The sequence below is a fragment of the Lentzea sp. NPDC004782 genome (assembly GCF_040609115.1).
In the GTDB taxonomy this organism is placed as follows: domain Bacteria; phylum Actinomycetota; class Actinomycetes; order Mycobacteriales; family Pseudonocardiaceae; genus Lentzea.
The window spans coordinates 1-15,750 of record NZ_JBEXJN010000032.1 but is presented as its reverse complement, the minus strand read 5'-3'; the positions used below and the strand labels follow the sequence as shown (position 1 = coordinate 15,750).

At 69.4% G+C, this 15,750-nt stretch carries 13 protein-coding genes and 1 rRNA gene; 8 read left to right on the top strand and 6 right to left on the bottom strand.

Features of this window, described 5'->3' with window-relative positions:
* Window positions 1-39: 39 nt before the first annotated feature.
* The 5 genes from ABZV40_RS27555 to ABZV40_RS27535 all read right to left on the bottom strand — a co-directional run bounded on the left by ABZV40_RS27555 (window position 40) and on the right by ABZV40_RS27535 (window position 5,966).
* Entirely contained in the window at window positions 40-2,589 is a 2,550-nt protein-coding gene (locus tag ABZV40_RS27555; protein ID WP_355447460.1) for an AAA family ATPase, read from the bottom strand.
* 285 nt (window positions 2,590-2,874) lie between these two features.
* Window positions 2,875-4,347 (bottom strand): SPFH domain-containing protein, encoded by a 1,473-nt coding sequence (locus ABZV40_RS27550; protein WP_355447457.1) that lies wholly within the window; start codon window positions 4,345-4,347, stop codon window positions 2,875-2,877.
* A gap of 97 nt (window positions 4,348-4,444) precedes the next feature.
* The gene (locus tag ABZV40_RS27545) at window positions 4,445-4,648 is read right to left on the bottom strand and encodes a hypothetical protein (protein ID WP_355447454.1); all 204 of its coding nucleotides are present in this window, start codon (window positions 4,646-4,648) and stop codon (window positions 4,445-4,447) included.
* A complete protein-coding gene (locus ABZV40_RS27540) occupies window positions 4,648-5,304 on the bottom strand; it encodes a TrkA family potassium uptake protein (protein WP_355447451.1) in 657 nt (218 codons plus the stop codon). Before ABZV40_RS27540 ends, ABZV40_RS27545 begins: the two co-directional genes overlap by 1 nt.
* Window positions 5,304-5,966 carry a TrkA family potassium uptake protein gene (locus tag ABZV40_RS27535; RefSeq protein WP_355447448.1) on the bottom strand — a complete coding sequence of 221 codons (663 nt, stop codon included), beginning with the start codon at window positions 5,964-5,966 and terminating at the stop codon, window positions 5,304-5,306. The genes ABZV40_RS27540 and ABZV40_RS27535 overlap by 1 nt, the downstream gene beginning before the upstream one ends.
* A gap of 82 nt (window positions 5,967-6,048) precedes the next feature.
* Here ABZV40_RS27535 and ABZV40_RS27530 point away from each other — a divergent pair, with 82 nt between their 5' ends.
* The 4 genes from ABZV40_RS27530 (at window position 6,049) to ABZV40_RS27515 (ending at window position 12,060) form a co-directional block, all read left to right on the top strand.
* Entirely contained in the window at window positions 6,049-8,034 is a 1,986-nt protein-coding gene (locus tag ABZV40_RS27530; protein WP_355447446.1) for an APC family permease, read from the top strand.
* Window positions 8,031-9,221: a class I SAM-dependent RNA methyltransferase gene (locus tag ABZV40_RS27525; protein WP_355447443.1), complete on the top strand. Its 1,191-nt coding sequence runs from the start codon at window positions 8,031-8,033 to the stop codon at window positions 9,219-9,221. The genes ABZV40_RS27530 and ABZV40_RS27525 overlap by 4 nt, the downstream gene beginning before the upstream one ends.
* A gap of 62 nt (window positions 9,222-9,283) precedes the next feature.
* Entirely contained in the window at window positions 9,284-11,188 is a 1,905-nt protein-coding gene (gene dxs / locus ABZV40_RS27520; protein WP_355447440.1) for a 1-deoxy-D-xylulose-5-phosphate synthase, read from the top strand.
* Window positions 11,189-11,418: 230 nt separating this feature from the next.
* Window positions 11,419-12,060 (top strand): SPFH domain-containing protein, encoded by a 642-nt coding sequence (locus ABZV40_RS27515; protein ID WP_355447437.1) that lies wholly within the window; start codon window positions 11,419-11,421, stop codon window positions 12,058-12,060.
* On the opposite strand, the gene ABZV40_RS27510 is transcribed toward ABZV40_RS27515, so the two are convergent.
* The gene (locus ABZV40_RS27510; protein WP_355447434.1) at window positions 12,061-12,450 is read right to left on the bottom strand and encodes a nuclear transport factor 2 family protein; all 390 of its coding nucleotides are present in this window, start codon (window positions 12,448-12,450) and stop codon (window positions 12,061-12,063) included.
* 64 nt (window positions 12,451-12,514) lie between these two features.
* On the opposite strand from ABZV40_RS27510, the gene ABZV40_RS27505 reads away from it, so the two are divergent.
* The 4 genes from ABZV40_RS27505 to ABZV40_RS27490 all read left to right on the top strand — a co-directional run.
* Window positions 12,515-12,955 carry a MarR family transcriptional regulator gene (locus tag ABZV40_RS27505; protein ID WP_355447431.1) on the top strand — a complete coding sequence of 147 codons (441 nt, stop codon included), beginning with the start codon at window positions 12,515-12,517 and terminating at the stop codon, window positions 12,953-12,955.
* A gap of 46 nt (window positions 12,956-13,001) precedes the next feature.
* The gene (locus ABZV40_RS27500; RefSeq protein WP_355447429.1) at window positions 13,002-13,685 is read left to right on the top strand and encodes a response regulator transcription factor; all 684 of its coding nucleotides are present in this window, start codon (window positions 13,002-13,004) and stop codon (window positions 13,683-13,685) included.
* A gap of 4 nt (window positions 13,686-13,689) precedes the next feature.
* A complete protein-coding gene (locus ABZV40_RS27495) occupies window positions 13,690-14,817 on the top strand; it encodes a HAMP domain-containing sensor histidine kinase (RefSeq protein WP_355447426.1) in 1,128 nt (375 codons plus the stop codon).
* 389 nt (window positions 14,818-15,206) lie between these two features.
* A 16S ribosomal RNA gene (locus tag ABZV40_RS27490) occupies window positions 15,207-15,750 on the top strand; the annotation flags it as partial.

Sequence of the window (15,750 nt, the reverse complement as noted above, 5' to 3'; positions counted from 1 at the left end):
GTTCGTCCATGCGCGCACATCGTTTCGGGCGTGTTGACGTCAGCCTTGCCCGAAGAGCGCGCGCAGCCCACTCCGTCCGGTGACACCCACCGCCGCATAGGTCGTGTGCAGATGGTTGTCCACGGTGCGTTTGGCGATGGCCAGCCGTTCGGCGATCTCCACGTTGGTCAACCCGGCCACGGCCAGCCGCGCGATCTCCAGCTGACGCGGCGTCAACGCGGCGAGCGTGCTCGTCACGACCAGGCCGGGTGTGGTGGCGCCGTCGAACGACTCCGCGAGCGCCGAAGCCTGCCGTTCCAGCCGTTCGGCCTCGCGCGGCCGGTCGTGCAACCGGGACAGCCGGCTGGCCTCCGCTAGCGCCTCGGCCGCGTACAAAGTGGCACCGCACGCCGTGAACGCCGCCGCCACCTCCTCCAACCCCGCCGGGTCACGCAACGCGCGTGCCTGCGCGTGCGAGGCGTACGCGGTCGTCAGCGGATCTTTGCGCGACTTCGCCAGCTCCAGCAGCCGTGGCGAGGTGTCCGCACCGAACCGTGCCGCGTCGTGCAGCGACCCGATCTCCTCGGAGTGCGCGCCGTGTGCCCGTGCGTCGGCAGCGTTGTCCAACGCGGCCTGCATCGCCTCGTTGACGCGTCCCGCGCCCGCGAGCACCCACGAGCGTGCGGCGCCCACCGCGAACCCCGCGATCCGCCACGCCGGACGCAGCCCTTCCTCGGCCCGCGCCAACGCCCGTTCCGCGCGGTCGGACTGGCCCAGCAGCGCCGCGCCGGCCGCGAACTCGGCGAGCAGCAACACGTCCCACATCATCGGCAGGGCACCGGAGTCCGGAATGCCCTCGGCCGTGATCCGCACCGCCGACGCCGCCTGCCCGCGCAACCGCGCGCTCTGGCTCAGCAGCACCCGCGGCGGCACCTGGGTGACCGACCAGCGGTCCTCCTCGATCACCTCGGCCAGCGCCCGCACGGCCCGCAGCTCGGCCCCGGCGAGGTCACCGCAGCGCAGGATGCACTCGTTGTGCACCCCTTTCGCCGCGTTCACCAGCGACGGGAACCGCCCCGCCGCCGCCACGACCGCCTCGTCGTTGTCCTCGATCCGGGCGATGGCCTCGGAGTAGCGGCCGGCGAACTGGTCCGCGAACGCCAGCACCTGCCGTCCCGCCGTCGCCGCCCAGCCGCCCTCGGCGATGAGCAGCTCGCCACCCAGCCGCGCGATCGGCAGCGGCGCCGACTCCAGCGCGAACGTGAGCGCGAAGAACAGCACCGCGTGCTCCAGCTCGGCCGGCAGCTCCCGTGCGGTGACCTCGTCCAGCACCGCGATGGCCGCGGCCTCGTCGCCGAGGCCGAAGAACAGGTTGAACGCGCGCGTACAGCCCACCTGGAGCAACGCGACCATGTTGCCGCCTGCCGCCATCGTCTCGGCGAGCACTTCCTCGGCCTGTGCGCACTGCCGCTGATACATCAGCACCAGTCCGAGCACGAGCCCCACGCGCGAGGTCGCCCCACGCGCCACGGCCGCGCGGGACAGCCGTTCGGCGAGCTCCCAGTCCTGCGCGGCCAACGCCTGCTCGGCGGCGCGTGCGAGCACGTCCGGTGACTCGGCCGTGCCGCTGTCCAGCCGCCACGTCGCGACCCGCACCGCGTCGCCGGGCCGGTCCGCGCCTTCCGCTTCCAGCCGGTCGGCCAGTGCTCTTCGATGCGCTCTGGCTCTCAACGTCGGGCACGTTGCCCTCAGACGCGCGCTGTAGAGCGGGTGTGCGACCCGCGCGCGTCCGTCGTCACCGATGCGCACGAAACCCATGTCCACGAGGTCCTGCGGGACGGGCATCAGCTCCGGTTCCAGCGGTTCGCCGTACGCGAGCAGCTCCAACGCCCGCCGTTGCGGCTCGGCGAGGCGCCCGAGCGTCAGGTCGACGAGCTCGGCGAGCCGCCCGCCCAGCTCCAGCGGCCCGCGCCAGCTCCAGCCGCCCTGGGTCTCGGTGAGCACGCCCGAGTGCCGCCCGGCCGCGACGAGCTCCTTGAGGTACAACGGGTTGCCCTGGCTGTTCGTCCACACCAGGTGCCGCGTGGAGGCGTCCGCGGGCCCGCCCAGCGCCGAGATGAGCAACGCGTCCGCGCGGTCCTGGTCGAGCGCGTCGACGTGGACGACCGTCATCCCCTCGATGCCCCACCCTTGACGCGCCGTGCAGATGACCCGCGTCAACCTGTGACGCACAACGTGCTGAAGCACCAACAACGACGCGTCATCAAGCAGATGAGCGTCATCGACGGACAACACCCGCCGCCCGCCGCGTGCGAGGTGTTCGGCGGCGGCGCGCACCGACGACGCGGGCAGGATCGACGGCCCGTGCGGGCCGGCGGGCAGATCCGTGGGGACGAGCGACGCGAACGCGCCGAGCGGAATCCGAGACGTGGCGACCGTGGCGTAGCACCGCACGACGGGATGCGGCACCGCGGCGAGCACCTCCGCGGCGAGGCGCGTCTTGCCGACCCCTGGAGGACCGGACAGCAGCACCGCGCCGTCCGCGCCCAGCGCCCGCAGCGCGGCCCGCAGCTCACCCTCGCGCCCGACCAGGGGCAGCTGATCGCTCACAGCTGGTAAGTGCTCGCTTCCGTTGCGCAGATACCCGTCAAGTGCACGTCCACGCTCATGACCACGGCTCGTGGCCCTCCGAGGATGCCTTGACGGCGAAATCCGGCACGGCGGGATACCGGACGCCACCGCGCTGATATATCGGATATCGGATACTGGATATCGCGACCGATATCCAGTATCCGATATATCGCACCGTCACACATGGGGCTGTCGGATGCGCTGACCTGCAAGTATCCGATATCCAACATGCGATATATCAACGCTCGCCGAGCGCCGGCGCCCCTACAACGTGAGCTTCGTCGGGACACCGTTGCCGAGGTTGGCCTTGTCACCGATGCCCGAGGCGCTGCCGTCGGAGCGCATCGCGTCCATCAGCTGCCGGGCCAGGCCGAGCCCCGTTCCACCCATCGACAACGCCTTGGTCAACAGGTCGGACACGCCGTCGGCACCGTTGAACACGACCATGTGGTCGACGTTCCCGAACGCCTTCGACGCCGCCTCGACGATCTCCGGCCACTTCTCGGCGAGCTGCTGGGCGACGACCGCGTCGGGGTTCTCGGCCAGTGCCGACGACCGCGCGCTGATCGCCTCCGCCTCGGCGAGGCCCTGGGCCTTGAGCGCCTCGGCCTCGGCGAGACCCTGCGCCCTGGTCGCCTCCGCGACCGCGAGACCGCGGGCCTTGGCCGCGACGGCCTCTGCCTCACCGGTGGCGCGCGTCGCTTCGGCTTCCGCGACGGCGGCGGCCTTCACCCGAGTCGCGTCGGCGGCCGCCCGCAGCTCGATCTCCCGTGCCTGTGCCTCGGCGCGGGCGATCTGCGCGTCGCGTTCGGCGTCGGCCAGGGTCCGGGTCTCGTAGGCCTTGGCGTCCGCGGGCTTGCGGACCTGGGCCTGCAGCTTCTGCTCGGCCAGGTCGGCTTCGAGCTCGACGGCACGCGTCTCCTGCACGACGACCTGCTGCCGTGCGGTCGCCATGGCCAGCGGGCCCGCCTGCTGGGACTCGGCCTTCACCCGGTCGATCTCCGCCTGGTAGGCCGCCGTCTTGATCTGCGAGTCGCGCCACGCGGCGGCCTTCTTGGCGTTGGCGACCTGCTCGGCCTCGGTGGCCTCCTGGTCGCGCTGCGCCTCGGCGATGCGCGCGGACGCCGCGATGGCCGCGGCGTGCGGCTTGCCGAGGTTCGTGATGTACCCGGTCGTGTCCTCGATCTCCTGGATCTGCAGGGAGTCGACGATCAGGCCGAGCTTGCTCATCTCGTCCGCGGACGACTGCCGCACCTGGGCCGTGAGCGCCTCGCGGTTGTGCAGCATGTCCTCGATCGTCAGGCTGCCCACGATCGACCGCAGGTGGCCCGCGAACAGCGAGTGCGTCTTGTCGTCCATGCGGTCCTGCTGGTCGAGGAACCGCCGCGCGGAGTTCGCGATGGAGGCGTAGTCGTCGCCGACCTTGTAGATCACCACGCCGCGCACGTGCACCGGGATGCCCTGGCTCGTGACGCAGGAGACCTGCAGGTCCGCGACCCGCGTGTCGAGCGAGAGCCGCCGCGCGGTCTGGAAACCGGGCAGCACCAGCACGCCCTTACCGGTGATGATCTTGAACGTCATGCTGTCCGCGGTCTCGCGCTGTCCCCGTGCGCCGAGACCGGAGATGATCAACGCCTCGTTCGGCTCAGCCACCCGCCACAGAGCGCGCAGGAGCAAAAAGAGCACCAGTACCGCGACAACGCCGCCACCGATGCCGAATAAGAGAGTTTCGTCCATTTCCGCCGTCCCCCTATCAGTCCGGGGAGACCTCGCCCGGAAGCCTCCCACGACAACAAAGTCGCCGACCAGGCTTCCCGGCACACCAGGGAGAACTCTACAGCGGACGCCACCTCTCGACGTAGACCGTTCGGGGTTCTTCGAAGTCCACGACGAGGATTTGCTGACCGATTTCAATCACACTTGATTCGTCGGCGGGGTAGGCGTAAAAGGCCTCCGCGCCGCCCCGCACCGAAATCATCACCTCGCCCACGAGGCCAGGCCCGACCCTGCCGGTCACCCGGCCCCGTTTGCCGATCATCAGTACCCGAGAGCCTTCTTGACGTCCTGCTCGACCGCGGCCGTGGTGACGAACAGCAGCTCGTCGCCGCCTTCGAGGGTGTCGTCGGGCTGCGGCACGATGACCCGCCCGCCGCGCAGGATCGTCACCAGCGCGGCGTCGCGGGGCAGCGTCAGCTCCGAGACCGCCCGTCCGGCGAACGGCGTCGACTCGTCGAGCGTGATCTCGACGAGGTTCGCCTGCCCCTGCCGCAACGTCAGCAGCCGCACGACGTCGCCGATCGTCACGGACTCCTCGACCATCGCGGCCAGCAGCCGCGGCGTGGACACGGCGACGTCGACACCCCACGACTCGGTGAAGAGCCACTCGTTCGTCGGGTCGTTCACGCGCGCGACGACGCGACGGACCGCGAACTCGGTCTTCGCCAGCAGCGACACCACGAGGTTGACCTTGTCGTCACCGGTCGCGGCGATCACCACGTCGCACAGCTGCATGCCCGCGTCCTCCAAAGAGGACAACTCGCACGCGTCGGCCTGCACCCACTCGGCCTGCTCGACGGAGTTGGGGTCGAAGTGCGTCCGGTCCCGCTCGATCAGCATGACCTGGTGGCCGTCCTGCACGAGCTCCTGCGCGATGGACCGCCCCACCGCGCCCGCACCAGCGATCGCGATCCGCATCAGCTCTCCTCCGGTGCCTGCTGCGCCGCCGCGGCGACGTCGGTGACCGTGCCGGACAGCGCCGCCACGTAGATGGTGTCGTCCGCCTGCACGACGGTCTTGGCGTCCGGCAGCACACCCGTGCCGAACCGCATCATGAACGCCACACGGGCGCCGATGGCCGCTTCCAGCTCGAACACCGGGCGGCCGACCCAGTCCTCGTTGAACTCGACCGGCAGCACCGCCACGGTGCCGGACGGGTCGCGCCACGCGGTGGCCGTGCCCTCGGGCAGCAACATCCGCAGGAACCGGTCCGTCGTCCACGGCACGGTCGCCACGGTCGGGATGCCCAGCCGCTCGTACACGGCCGCGCGCTTGTGGTCGTAGATCCGCGCGACGACGTGTTCGACACCGAACGTCTCGCGCGCGACCCGCGCCGAGATGATGTTCGAGTTGTCGCCGCTGGAGACCGCCGCGAACGCTCCCGCGCGCTCCACCCCGGCCTCGATCAGGACATTGCGGTCGAAACCGTTGCCGACGACCTGCTGGCCGTGGAAGTCGCTGCCCAGCCTGCGGAACGACTGCCCGTCCTTGTCGATCACGGCGACCTGGTGGTCGAGCCGCTCGAGGGCCCTGGCCAGGGAGGCTCCCACCCGGCCACACCCCATGATCACCACGTGCACGACATGCCTCCTCAAGCGAACTCTGCGCAGAACCTACCGAGCATTAGCCCGTCCCGGTGAGCGGACCCCTTACGCTCTGGCCGTGTCCAAGCTCGCCACCGCTGCCAAACGCCTCCTGGTCGGACGGCCGTTCCGCAGTGATCGCCTCGCGCACACCCTCCTGCCCAAACGCATCGCTTTGCCGGTGTTCGCCTCCGACGCCATGTCGTCGGTCGCCTACGCGCCGGAGGAGATCTTCCTGATGTTGTCGGTGGCGGGGCTGAGCGCCTACGCCATCGCACCCTGGGTGGGCGTGGCGGTGGTCGTGGTCATGCTCACCGTCGTCGCCAGCTACCGGCAGAACGTGCACGCCTACCCGTCGGGCGGCGGTGACTACGAGGTCGCGACGGTCAACCTGGGCCGCCAGGCGGGACTGACCGTGGCGAGCGCCCTGCTCGTCGACTACATCCTCACGGTCGCGGTGTCGATCTCGGCGGCGATGGCGAACATCGGCTCGGCCATCCCGTTCGTCGCGACGCACAAGGCCCTGTTCGCGGTGTCGGCGATCGTCATCCTCACGGCGATCAACCTGCGCGGCATCCGCGAGTCCGGCAGCGCGTTCGCGATCCCGACCTACGCGTTCATGGTCGGCATCATGGCGCTGATCGCGTGGGGGCTGTTCCGCGCCTTCGTGCTCGGTGACCAGATGCGCGCGGAGAGTGCCGGCTTCGAGATCCACGCCGAGCAGGACCACCTGATGGGCCTCGCCTTCGTGTTCCTGGTGCTGCGGGCGTTCTCGTCCGGCTGTGCCGCGCTGACGGGTGTCGAGGCGATCAGCAACGGCGTGCCGGCGTTCCGCAAGCCCAAGTCCCGCAACGCCGCCACGACGCTGTTGCTGATGGGCCTGATCGCGGTCACGATGCTGATGGGCCTGATCGTGCTCGCCCAGCTGACCGGCGTGAAGATGGCCGAGTTCCCGGACGAGCAGCTCGCGGGCGCCCCCGCCGGCTATGAGCAGAAGACGATGGTGGCGCAGGTCGCGCACGCGGTCTTCGACAACTTCCCGCCCGGGTTCTTCTTCATCGCGGGTGTCACCGCGCTGATCCTCGTGCTGGCGGCGAACACCGCGTTCAACGGCTTCCCGGTGCTCGGCTCGATCCTCGCCCAGGACCGCTACCTGCCGCGCCAGCTGCACACCCGCGGCGACCGGCTGGCGTTCTCCAACGGCATCCTGTTCCTGGCCGGGTTCGCGGTCGTCCTGGTGATCGCGTTCGACGCCGAGGTCACCCGCCTGATCCAGCTCTACATCGTGGGCGTGTTCGTGTCGTTCACGCTGAGCCAGCTCGGCATGATCAAGCACTGGCAGCGGCTGCTGAAGACCGAGACCGACGCCCAGACGCGCAGCCGGATGCGCCGCTCGCAGGCGATCAACACGTTCGGTCTCGTGATGACCGCGACCGTGCTGATCATCGTGCTGATCACGAAGTTCACCAAAGGCGCGTGGATCGCCATCGCGGCGATGGCCGCCATCTACGCGTTGATGACGGCGATCCGCAAGCACTACGACACCGTCGCCGAGGAACTGCGCCAGCAGGAGCGGATGCGCACGATGCCCGCGCGCAACCACGCGATGGTGCTGGTGTCCAAACTGCACATGCCGACGCTGCGGGCGTTGTCCTACGCCAAGGCCACCCGGCCGGACGTGCTGGAGGCCGTCACCGTCAACGTCGACGACGGCGACACCCGCCAGCTGGTCAAGGACTGGGAGAAGGAGAACTTCAAGATCCCGCTGAAGGTGATCGAGTCCCCGTACCGCGAGATCACCAAACCCGTCCTCGACTACGTGCGGCGCGTCAAGTCCGACAACCCGCGCGACGTCGTCACCGTGTTCATCCCCGAGTACGTCGTCGGCCACTGGTGGGAGCAGCTGCTGCACAACCAGAGCGCGTTGCGGCTCAAGGGAAGGCTGCTGTTCCAGCCGGGTGTGATGGTCACCAGCGTGCCGTGGCAGCTGGCGTCGTCGACGAAGGTCCGCGACAAGGACGTCATCGCGCCGGGCGCCGTCCGAAGGGGACTCGACGACCGATGAGCTGGGTTGGGGAGAAGTTCGAGGTCGAGGTCGGGCCTGTCGCACACGGCGGGCACTTCGTTGCACGGCACGAGGGACGCGTCCTGTTCGTGCGGCACGCACTGCCCGGTGAACGTGTCATCGCCTCGGTCTACGAGGACAACGGCGGATCGTTCTGCCGTGCGGACGCCGTCGAGATCCTGGTGCCCTCGCCGGACCGCGTCGAGCCGCCGTGCCCGTTCAGCGGGCCGGGGATGTGCGGTGGCTGCGACTTCCAGCACGTCTCGTGGGACGCGCAACGGCAGCTGAAGGCCCAGGTCGTCCGCGAGCAGCTGAGCCGCCTGGCGAAGATCGAGCGGGACGCGGTCGTGGAGGCGCTGCCGGGCGGTCCGCTGGAGTGGCGGACCCGGATCCGGATGGCCGTCGACGCCGACGGACGGCCGGGGTTCCGCGGCACCCGTTCCCATGATGTGATCCCGGTCGACCACTGTGTGATCTCCCGGCCGGGCATGGTCGAGGCGGTGGCAGACCGGCGGTGGCGCGCCCAGGAGCTGACGATCACCCAGGACGGTGACGGAAACCGGCATGTGGGTGAGGTGCGCGGCCGACACACCGTGCGACGCGCCGGAACGGGTACCGCCGTCGAGACCGCCGCCCAACGAAAGTGGAGAATTTCCGCCGACGGCTTCTGGCAGGTCCACCCCGCCGCCGCGGACACGTTCGCGTCCGTCGTGGGGGAGTGGGCCGCGGCCGGACCGGGACAGCGCGCGTGGGACCTCTACGGTGGCGCCGGCCTGTTCGCGTCGGTGCTCGCCCGCCAGGTCGGCGACACCGGGTCCGTGCTGGTCGTGGAGTCTTTCGCGGGCGCCGTCGAGGACGGTCGCCGCAACCTCCGCCGTCTGTCCCAGATCGACTGGGTGGTGGGCAAGGTCGAGCGTCTCGTCACGCGCCCTCTGCCCGTTGAGGACCCTCACGTCGTGGTGCTCGACCCGCCTCGGAAAGGGGCCGGGAAGGTCGTTGTGGCTGAAGTCGCACGACGGCGGCCGCAGCGGGTCGTCTACGTCGCCTGCGACCCCGCGGCACTGGCCCGCGACCTGGCCGAATTCACAGTTCAGGGGTATCGCCTCGCGGAGCTGCGGGCGTTCGACGCGTTCCCGATGACACATCACATGGAGTGCATCGCGCTGCTCGTTCCTGGCACTGGCTGAGGAGTCGTCTCAGGTGCGCCTCCGTAGACTGGGCCGAAGTCTTGAGGAGTGAGGTGGGCGTGGTGACCCTGCTGGAGTCCGTGCACGGACCGGCTGATCTGAAACGGATGACGGAGGCGGAGCTGCGGCAGCTCTGCGACGAGATCCGGCGTTTTCTGGTCGACAAGGTCTCCAAGACCGGCGGGCACCTGGGCCCGAACCTCGGCGTCGTCGAGCTGACCGTGGCCCTGCACCGGGTGTTCGACTCGCCGCAGGACCCGATCGTGTTCGACACCGGGCACCAGTCGTACGTGCACAAGATCGTCACGGGCCGCCGCGACGGCTTCGACCGGCTGCGCCAGCAGGGCGGCCTGTCCGGCTACCCGTCGCGGTCGGAGTCCGAGCACGACGTGCAGGAGAGCTCGCACGCCTCGACGGCACTGTCCTACGCGGACGGTCTGGCGAAGGCGAAGCAGATCACCGGCGCGCCCGGCCACGTGGTCGCGGTCGTCGGTGACGGCGCGTTGACCGGCGGCATGTGCTGGGAGGCGTTGAACAACATCGCGGCCGACAAGACGCGTCCGGTCGTGATCGTGGTCAACGACAACGGCCGCTCGTACTCGCCGACGATCGGTGGTCTCGCGGACCACCTGTCCTCGCTGCGGTTGCGTCCCGGCTACGAGCGCGTGCTGGAGAAGGGCAAGAGCGCGCTGCAGCAGACGCCGTTCTTCGGCAAACCGCTCTACGCCGCCCTGCACGCCGCCAAGCGCGGCATCAAGGACGCGCTGGCTCCGCAGGCGATGTTCGAGGACCTCGGCCTCAAGTACATCGGCCCGGTCGACGGTCACGACCTGACGACGCTGGAGTCCGCGCTGCAGCGCGCGAAGTCGTTCGGCGGCCCGGTGATCGTGCACGCGGTCACCCGCAAGGGCATGGGGTTCGCGCCGGCCGAGAACCACCAGGCGGACCAGATGCACGCCACGGGCGTCATCGACCCGATCACCGGCGAGGACGTCAAGCCGGCCGGCCGGACCTGGACGCACGTGTTCTCCGACTCCCTGGTGGAGATCGGCCGCGAGCGCTCCGACGTCGTGGCGATCACCGCCGCGATGCAGGGACCGACCGGCCTGGACGCGTTCGCCAAGGCGTTCCCCGGGCGCTTCTACGACGTCGGCATCGCCGAGCAGCACGCGCTGACCTCCGCCGCCGGTCTCGCCATCGGTGGCCTGCACCCGGTCGTCGCCATCTACGCGACATTCTTGAACCGTGCGTTCGACCAGCTGCTGATGGACGTCGCACTGCACAAGCAGGGCGTCACGGTCGTGCTGGACCGCTCGGGCGTCACCGGCCCGGACGGCGCGTCGCACCACGGCATGTGGGACATGTCCATCTGCGGCGTGGTCCCCGGCATCCACGTCGCCGCACCGCGCGATGCCTCCACTCTGGCCGAGGAGCTGCGCGAGGCCGTGGCCATCTCGGACGCGCCTTCCGTGATCCGCTACCCGAAGGCCTCCGTCGGTCCGGACCTGCCGGCGTTGGAGCGCGTGGGTTCCGTTGACGTGCTTCGGCGGTCCGGTTCCGATGTGCTGTTGGTGACGGTCGGTGCGTTGGGCGAGCTTGGTCTTGAGGCCGCGCAACGGCTGGAGGACCAGGGCATCGGCGTGACGGTCGTCGACCCGCGGTGGATCTACCCGATGTCGGTCGACCTCGTGGAGATGGCCGCGTCGTACAAGCTCGTGGTGACCGTCGAGGACGGTGGCCGGCACGGTGGCTTCGGTTCGTCCTTCGCGGCCGCGCTGCGTGACGCCGACGTCGACGTGCCGTTGCGCGACATCGCTCTGCCGCAACAGTTCCACGACCACGGGTCGCGTGGCGAGGTGCTCGCGGTGTGCGGCATCACCGCGCAGGACGTCGCGCGTCGCGTCACCGAGTGGGCTTCCCGCCTGGAGTGCCTGCCCGTGGAAATCGACGCGCCCGCGGACAAGTAGGTCGGCTAGTCTCCACCTCACGCCCGCTTTTTTGCGGCCCGGCAGGTCTCCCTGGTCAGGGTCCCGCGATCGAGGCGGGCGGTGGGTGCCTTATGAAGCATCAGGTTCGATCCCTGAAAGCCACGACCCCGGTCGCACACGGGGGTGACGAGCTTTGCGAGTCCCTTGTGGACTCCCGTTCGCCGCCTCGCCGGCCGGGGTCGTGGTCTGTCCGGACGGAGGTGGAGACGATGAAGCACACGTTGTACCCGTGGGAGCGGGCGGTCAGGTTCGATCGTGGGGTGCTGGTGGGTGAAGTGGAGCCCGGACAGCACAAGCTGCCGCGGTACGCCGTGCTGCACCGCGTCGACGTCCGTCCGCGCACGATGACCCCTGCCGCGCAGGACGTGCCGACGTCGGACGGCGTGCTGGTCCGCGTGACGGTCGTCGTCCGGTGGGCGGTGACGTCGCCGACGAGGTTCGTCGTCGAGGCGTCTGGTCCCGAAGCCGAGCTTTACACGGCCGTGCAGCTGGCACTGCGCGGTGCGGTGCTCACGCGCGCACACTCCGCCATTGACCCTGAGCGCGACGCCATCGCTGCCGAGGTCCTGACCGGTGTGGCTGCGCGGGCCGAGGAGCTGGGTGTTTCGGTCGCTGACGTGGCCGTGCGCGATGTCGTGATGCCCGGTGAGCTGCGCCGGGCGGCGCTCGCCGAGCTGGTGGCGGCGTCCGAGGGACGTGCGGCTTTGGAGCGGGCGCGCGGCGAGACCGCGGCGCTGCGGTCGTTGCTCAACGCGGCCCGGCTGGCGGAGGAGCACCCGGCGTTGCTGGAGCTGCGTGCGCTGCAGACGGCCTCGACGGTCGTGGTGGACCGCCCGGCCCGCAAGTCCTGATCACCGCATCCAGCGGAGCGTGGTGCGCGACTCGCGCAGCCGCCAGCCCTGCGCGGTCCTGACCGCGGCACAGGCGAGCCGCAGTCCGCTGGTCCGGTGCGGGGCCTGGCCGTCGCGGAAGAAGTACACGATCGAGTTCGCCGAGGCAGCAGCCTGGTCACCATCTACGTCGACCACCACGTCGGTGGTCACGTGCTGGGTCTGCTCCTCGGCGACCTCGGCCTGGCGCATGAACGCGACGAGCTCGTCGAGGCCGTGCAGCTCGCCGTTGCGGGGCGAGTACACCGAGACGTCGTGGGTGAAGACGGTGTGCGCGTCCTCCCACCGCTTGTCGTCGAGCAGGTGCGAGAGGCGGCTGAACAGGTCGGTGATCTCGTTGCGGTCGTCCACGTTTCTCCCCCATATGATTGGTGACGCCAACGTTGGCGTCACCAACTGTACCGAGGACGAGGTCATGGTGGAGATCCCCGCGCGGCTGGCCGGGAAACCGAGCTGGCTGCTCACCCAGCTGGCCGTGCACGCGCACCGGCTGGCCTCCGAGTGCTTCGCCGAGGTGGGTGCGCGCGGCCACCACTTCCGCGTCATGGCCGTGCTGGAGGAGTTCGGGGCGGTCAGCCAGGCCGAGCTCGGCCGCCGGTCCAACATGGACCGCAGCGACGTGGTGGCGGCGGTCAACGAGCTGGCCGAGCAGGGCTTCGTCGAGCGCGAGCAGGACCCGCGGGACCGGCGGCGCAACCTGGTCACGCTCACCGGGGCCGGCTCGCGGCACCTGCGCCGCGTGGACCGGGCGCTCGGCGAGGTCCAGGACGACCTGCTCGCACCGTTGCCGGACGAGGACCGGCAGACCCTGACGCGGTTGCTCACCCAGTTGCTCACCCACCACCAGCGAGCGTGAAGGTGTCGTTAAGCGCCTTCTCAGGCTGATGTGGCACCTTTGTGGCGTGCGGATTCTGGTAGTCGAGGACGAGGCTCCTCTGGCCGACGCGATCGCTCGCGGCCTGAGGCGCGAAGGCATGGCCGTGGACGTCGCCTACGACGGCGAGAGCGGGCACGAGAAGTCGACCGTCACGCGGTACGACGTCGTCGTGCTCGACCGGGACCTGCCCGGGATGTCCGGTGACGAGCTGTGCAAGGAGATCCTCAGCTCCGGCGCGCTGACCAGGGTCATGATGCTGACGGCCAGCGGCACCATCGAGGACCGCGTGGCCGGGCTGTCGCTGGGGGCGGACGACTACCTCGCGAAGCCGTTCGCGTTCCCCGAGCTCGTAGCGCGCGTACGGGCGTTGGCGCGGCGTGCGACGCCGGCGACGCCTCCCGTGCTGTCCGCGCAGGACGTCGAACTGGACCCGGCGCGGCGCACCGTGTCGCGCGGTGGTCAGCCGATCGAGCTGACCCGCAAGGAGTTCGGCGTGCTCGAGGTGCTCCTCGCCGCCAAGGGCTCGGTGGTGAGCAGCGAGGAGCTGCTGGAGCGGGTGTGGGACGAGAACGCGGACCCGTTCACCACGACCGTGCGCGTCACCGTCATGACCCTGCGCAAGAAGCTCGGCGAGCCGGGCATCATCGACACCGTCGTGGGCTCCGGGTACCGGGTGCCGAGCGCGTCGATCGGACCAGCTGAGGACTAGCCCCATGCGCAGGCGCGGACCCGGACTGCGGCTCCGGATCACGCTCCTCACCACCGCGCTCGTCGCGGTGGTGAGTGCTGTGCTGCTCTTCCTCGGGTGGACGCTGGTCGGGCGGGTCTTCGACGCCTCGCCGTCGTTCCCGTCGGACAGCCGCGTGACGGTGGACGGCGTCACCGTCACCGTGAAGACGTTGACGGACGCACTGGCCGCGGCCGCCCGGCAGGACCTGCTGCGCGCGGGGCTGATCGCGTTCGCGTGCATGGTGCTGGCCGCGGCCGTGCTGGCGTGGACGTTCACCGGCCGCGTGCTGAAGCCTCTGCACGACGTCACGGGTGCCGCGCGCCAGTTGTCCGCCGAGTCGCTGGGGTCCCGGCTGCGCCTGGAGGGGCCGCGGGACGAGGTGGCGGAGCTCGCGGACACGTTCGACGCGATGCTCGACCGGCTTGAGGCCGCCTTCGACTCACAACGCCGGTTCGTGGCGAACGCGTCGCACGAACTGCGCACTCCTCTCTCGGTGATTCGCACGGAGCTGGACGTGACGTTGTCCGATCCGGATGCCGACGTCGAGGAGCTTCGGCGCATGGCCGGAGTCGTGCGTGCGGCGGGGGAGCGTGCGGAGCAGCTGGTGTCCGCGCTGCTGCTGCTCGCGCGCACGGACGGTATTGGGCTCGCGGTGCGTGAGCCGGTCGATCTCTCGGCCGTCGTCGAGTCCGCGTGGAAGGCCGTGCGCGCGGAAGCCGAGGCACGGAACCTGCGCGCGGTGTTCCGGTGTGGGCCGGCGCTCGCGGTCGGTGATCCCGCGCTGCTGGAGCGCATCGCGGGCAACCTGCTGGAGAACGCCGTCCGGCACAACCACGTCGGCGGGTGGATCGAGACCGTGGTGGAGAGCGGGCCGCAGTGGTCCGTGCTGCGGGTGTCGTCGTCGGGTCAGCTCATCCCGCCGGACCGCGTCGAGGAGCTGTTCGAACCGTTCCGCCGCGGGGTGAAGGACCGCACCGGCCAGTCCGGAACGGGTCTCGGGCTCTCGATCGTGCGAGCCGCGGTGGCCGCACACGGCGGGTTTGCGCAGGCAGTGGCCGTGCCGACGGGTGGTCTGTCGGTGACCGTGCACCTGCCGAGCGCACCTCGCTAGGACCGGAGGCGAGATTGTCGACGTGGTCCCGGTCACACTGTGCGTCGATCTTGCCGTGTTTGGGCCGTCCGTGTGCCGTCTGACCTGCGGTTACTCGGTCGGTGACCCCCGATTTGGATCTCGGGAGGCGCCCGTGTAAATTTCTCTCTGCCAGCGCGGAACGGGCCGGGAAACACCGGAACGGAGCGCGGCGAAAGACTTCTAAGCTTGACACAGCCCCGGAAGTGACTCTCCTCGGAGAAGAACTGCGGTGAGCGCGTGTTCTTTGAGAACTCAACAGCGTGCCGAAACACAGCCAGTAATATGAATACCCCTCGTCGGGGTATTCCTTTGAGTAAGTTAGACCAGATTGCCAGACATATTCCGTCTGGAGCGATCAAACACAGTCCTTATTGGAGAGTTTGATCCTGGCTCAGGACGAACGCTGGCGGCGTGCTTAACACATGCAAGTCGAGCGGTAAGGCCCTTCGGGGTACACGAGCGGCGAACGGGTGAGTAACACGTGGGTAACCTGCCCTGTACTCTGGGATAAGCCCGGGAAACTGGGTCTAATACCGGATACGACCTTGGATCGCATGATCTTTGGTGGAAAGTTCCGGCGGTATGGGATGGACCCGCGGCCTATCAGCTTGTTGGTGGGGTAATGGCCTACCAAGGCGACGACGGGTAGCCGGCCTGAGAGGGTGACCGGCCACACTGGGACTGAGACACGGCCCAGACTCCTACGGGAGGCAGCAGTGGGGAATATTGCACAATGGGCGAAAGCCTGATGCAGCGACGCCGCGTGAGGGATGACGGCCTTCGGGTTGTAAACCTCTTTCAGCAGGGACGAAGCGTGAGTGACGGTACCTGCAGAAGAAGCACCGGCTAACTACGTGCCAGCAGCCGCGGTAATACGTAGGGTGCGAGCGTTGTCCGGAATTATTGGGCGTA